Here is a 4,447-nt window from a genome sequence, read left to right on the forward strand (position 1 = left end):
CCCTCTCCCCGGACCGTCCCGTCTCGGGCGAGCAGGTGCTGTTCGACGGCAACGTCGAGGCCGAGGGCACCGAGTTCTTCTCGCTCGGCAGCTTCGAGATCTCGAACGACGGCACGCGCATGCTCTACGGCATCGACACCTCCGGCGACGAGCGGTACACCGTGCGGGTGCGCGACCTGACCACCGGCGAGACGCTCCCCGACGTGATCGAGGGCACCTTCTCGGGCGCGACGTTCTCGCCCGACGGACGCGCGATCGTCTACACGACGGTCGACGACGCCTGGCGTCCCGACACCGTGTGGCTGCACGAGATCGGCACCCCCACGGATGCCGACGTGAAGCTGTTCCACGAGCCCGACGACCGGTTCTGGGTCGGCGCCGACTTCACCCGCAGCGACCGTTACCTCGTGATCGAGATGGGCTCCTCCATCACCAGCGAGGAGTGGCTGCTCGACGCCGACGACCTGCACGGCGACGCACGCGTCGTCTGGCCGCGCCGCGAGGGCGTGGAGTACTCGTCGTCGCACGCCGTCGTCGACGGCGAGGACGTGCTGTACATCCTTCACAACGACGGCGCCCTCGATTTCGAGCTCGTGCGGGTGTCGGCATCCGACCCCCTGGGTGCCCGCGAGACGGTGATCGCCCATCGCACCGGTCAGCGCCTGCTCGGCGTCGACACCTTCCGCGACTGGGGCGTCGTCGGCTACCGCCGCGAGGGACTCGCGCGACTGGGCATGCTGTCGTACACCGACGGCGCCGTCGACGAGATCGCCTTCGACGAACCGCTCTACAGCGTCGGCACCGGCGGCAATCCCGAATGGGCCCCGCCCGTGCTGCGCCTGGGTTACGGCTCGTTCGTGACCCCCGGGACCGTCTACGACTACGTCGTCGACACCGGCGAACTGCTGCTGCGCAAGCGCCAGCCCGTGCTGGGCGGCTTCGACCCGGCCGACTACGGCCAGGAGCGCGTCTGGGCGACCGCCGACGACGGCACGCGCGTCCCGGTGTCGCTCGTGTGGAAGTGTTCGTTCGGCGAGCCCGGATCCGCGCCGCGGCCGGTGCACCTGTACGGCTACGGCTCGTACGAGCACTCCATCGAGCCCGGTTTCTCGGTGCCGCGGCTGTCGCTGCTGGACCGCGGCGTGGTGTTCGCCGTCGCGCACGTCCGCGGCGGTGGCGAGATGGGACGCCAGTGGTACGAGGACGGCAAGCTGCTGGCCAAGCGCAACACGTTCACCGATTTCGTGGCCGCCGCCCGTCACCTCGTGGATGCCGGCTACACCACCCCCGACCGGCTCGTCGCCGAGGGCGGCAGCGCGGGCGGCCTGCTGATGGGCGCCGTGGCCAACCTCGCGCCCGAGCTGTTCGCCGGGATCGTCGCCGACGTGCCCTTCGTCGACGCCCTGACCACGATCCTCGACCCCTCGCTCCCGCTCACGGTCATCGAGTGGGACGAGTGGGGCGACCCCCTGCACGACGCCGACGTCTACGCCTACATGAAGTCGTACACGCCGTACGAGAACGTCCGCGAGGGCGTGAAGTACCCCCGCATCCTCGCCGTCACCTCGCTCAACGACACCCGCGTGATGTACGTGGAGCCCGCCAAGTGGGTGGCACGCCTGCGCGAGGTCGGCGCCGACGCGATGCTGAAGTGCGAGATGGTCGCCGGCCACGGCGGCGTCAGCGGCCGCTACAACGCCTGGCGCGAGCGCGCGTTCGAGCTCGCGTGGCTGCTGGACGTGCTCGGCCTGGCGGAGTAGGCCCCCGGCCGCCTCGCCCGAACGCCCCGTCGCCTCGCGCGGCGGGGCGTTCCGCGTGACGGGGCGGGGCGCGCGGCGGGGCGTTCCGCGGAATCCGCCCACCTCGTCCGACTTTTCGCACTGTATGTCCCAAAAATGGTCGATTGGCGGCGACTGAGACGGCAAAAAGTGGGACGAGCCCCTCACTGGCCGGGCCGCCAACCCGCCCGCATCAGTGCGGCGCGTACCATCGCGACCGCCGGCTCGCCGCCGTCCCGGAGGTGGTGGCTCAGGATGCGGATGTGATTCCAGCCCGCGTCCCGGATTGCGGCCCAGCGGTCGGCATCTCGCTCGAATTGTCGCGGATCCGTTGCATGAACCCGGCCGTCGTATTCGACCGCCACCCGCCACATCTCGAAAGCCAGGTCGATCTCGGCGACAAAATCCCCGCGGGTCGAAAAGATGTCGACATTCACCTCGGGCTCGGGGAACCCGTGTCGCACCAGGAGCAGACGCAGGTGGGTCTCGCGCGGCGATCTCACGCCGGGACGAGCAAGGGCGAGGGATCGTCTCAGGATGCCGTCGCGGACATCGCCCATGACGGCGACCTCCGCTTCGAGGTCGGCGACCGAAGCCATCGGCCGCGGGCCGCCCAGCAGCGCATCGGCCCCCGCGACGAGATCATCGAGACGCCACAGTCGGCCGCACTGTCGCCAGGCGCGCACAGCGTTCTCGATCGGCAACCCTCCCGGGCCGATCTCCACCGCGGTTTCCCGCGCTTGCAGCCGGTGTCCGACGATACCGCGCGTTCGAGGCTCGCGCGCGGGTCGATGGGTCGACACGTGGAGGCGCGGCACGTAAGGCCACTCGGGCGTGCTGAGGTTGCGCAGCGCGAAGACGGTCTCATGACTGAAGAACTGGCCGGGCGCGAGTCGCGGCGCGTACGCGCGACAGCGATCGAGGATGTCCGTGCCCTCGCCCAACGATCGTGATCGCACACCGTTGAACGGAGCGGCGAGATCGGACGCCCGCAGCCGGCCGCGGGTCGCGCCTCTCTGCAGAGCATCGGAGACGTGGAACAGCTCGGGGAGGTCGGCCGGCAGAGGGTGTGGTCGCGTCATGCTCAACGGTCTCCTCCCACCGTCGGCGTCAGCTGTCGTCCACAGCCCCGTCGCGTACTCCCCCGCCTGTGAAGAAGACGCCCCGATTCCTGCGCCCCGCGCGAGTATGTCCCACTTTTGGCCGGCTAGGAGCGCCTTAAACGACCAAAAGCGGGACATGCACCGCCATAAGTGGGACAACATGCCAGAGAGAAGCAACGCACGACGCCCCGCCCCGCGCGGCGGCGGGACGGGGCGTCAGCGGCGAGAGGGTCAGCCGAACAGCGCCGCGGCCTCTTCGTAGCGGTAGAGGGGCACGCTGTTCAGCTCGCCGAGGGCGTCCGCGAAGGGGACGCGCACGATGTCGGTGCCGCGCATCGCGACCATCTGGCCCCACGAGCCCTCGTGCAGTGCGTCGGCGGCGTGCAGGCCCAGGCGCGTCGCGAGCACGCGGTCGAAGCCCGACGGCGAACCGCCGCGCTGGATGTGACCGAGCACCGTGGCGCGCGTCTCGATCCCGGTCAGGCGCTCGATCTCGGGCGCGAGCTGCTCGCCGATCCCGCCCAGGCGCGGACGGTTGAAGGCGTCGAGGCCCTTGTCGCTGAACGCCTCGTCCATGCCCTTCAGCTTGAAGCCCTCGGACACCACGACGAGCGGCGCACGGCCGCGGTCGTGGGCGCGCGTGACCTGCTCGACTATCTCGTCGATCGACATCGGCACTTCGGGGATGCAGATGACGTGGGCACCCGCGGCGATTCCCGCGTGCAGGGCGATCCATCCGACGTGCCGCCCCATGACCTCGGCCACCATGCAGCGCTGGTGCGAGTCACCCGTGGTGCGCAGGCGGTCCATGGCATCCGTCGCGATGTTGACGGCGGTGTCGAAACCGAACGAGTAATCCGTCGCGCGCAGGTCGTTGTCGATCGTCTTGGGCACGCCGATCACGTTGATGCCGTCGTTGGAGAGGCGGTCGGCCGCCGCGAGCGTCCCCTCGCCGCCGATGGCCAGGATGCCGTCGATGCGGTGCCCGTAGAGGGTCTTCGAGATGTTCTCGGCGCCGCCGCGCACGCCCTCGTAGGGGTTGGTGCGGCTGGTGCCGAGGATGGTGCCGCCGACCTTGGACAGCCCCTTCACCTCGTGTCGCGTGAGCGGGAAGAAGTCGCCGTCGACGACCCCGCGCCAACCGTCGCGGATGCCGACGAACTCGATGTCGTAGTTGGTCGTGCCCTTCAGCACGACGCCACGGATGACAGCGTTCAGTCCGGGGCAGTCGCCGCCGCTGGTCAGGATGCCGATCTTCATGGGCAGAGTCCTCGTGTGCTGTGTGTCGGGTGGAGGGGCGGCGCCGTTGCCGTCTTCGACCCTATCGCCGCGGGCGGGAACGGTGCGACACGGTGACGGGGACCTGCGCGGATGCCATGCCCCGATGCCGCGGCCGCGTGCACCCGGCACGACGGCGCCACCGGGTGCCGCGACGCCCTCGTCGTGCGGTCGCCGCGTCACCCCGGCGTCATGGGAACAGGACATGTCACGGGAACAGGCCGATCCGCGTGGAAACAGCCTGTCCTCGTCGCAGTCCCCTGTTCTCGAGGCGCGAGGCGCGAGGCG

The 4,447-nt window shown here is 70.1% G+C and carries 3 protein-coding genes; 1 reads left to right on the plus strand and 2 read right to left on the minus strand.

The features are described from left to right. Positions 1–1,760: S9 family peptidase (locus DBR36_RS05960; RefSeq protein ID WP_108318002.1), on the plus strand; the 1,760-nt coding region annotated here is incomplete at its 5' end. A 182-nt stretch (positions 1,761–1,942) separates the two neighbouring features. Here the strand turns inward: DBR36_RS05960 and DBR36_RS05965 are convergent. Further along, the gene (locus DBR36_RS05965) at positions 1,943–2,860 is read right to left on the minus strand and encodes a hypothetical protein (RefSeq protein WP_108318003.1); all 918 of its coding nucleotides are present in this window, start codon (positions 2,858–2,860) and stop codon (positions 1,943–1,945) included. A gap of 252 nt (positions 2,861–3,112) precedes the next feature. Continuing rightward, the gene (locus DBR36_RS05970; protein WP_108318004.1) at positions 3,113–4,141 is read right to left on the minus strand and encodes a 6-phosphofructokinase; all 1,029 of its coding nucleotides are present in this window, start codon (positions 4,139–4,141) and stop codon (positions 3,113–3,115) included. Positions 4,142–4,447 lie beyond the last annotated feature (306 nt).

It is taken from the genome of Microbacterium sp. HMWF026 (assembly GCF_003061325.1).
Taxonomy (GTDB): domain Bacteria; phylum Actinomycetota; class Actinomycetes; order Actinomycetales; family Microbacteriaceae; genus Microbacterium; species Microbacterium testaceum_E.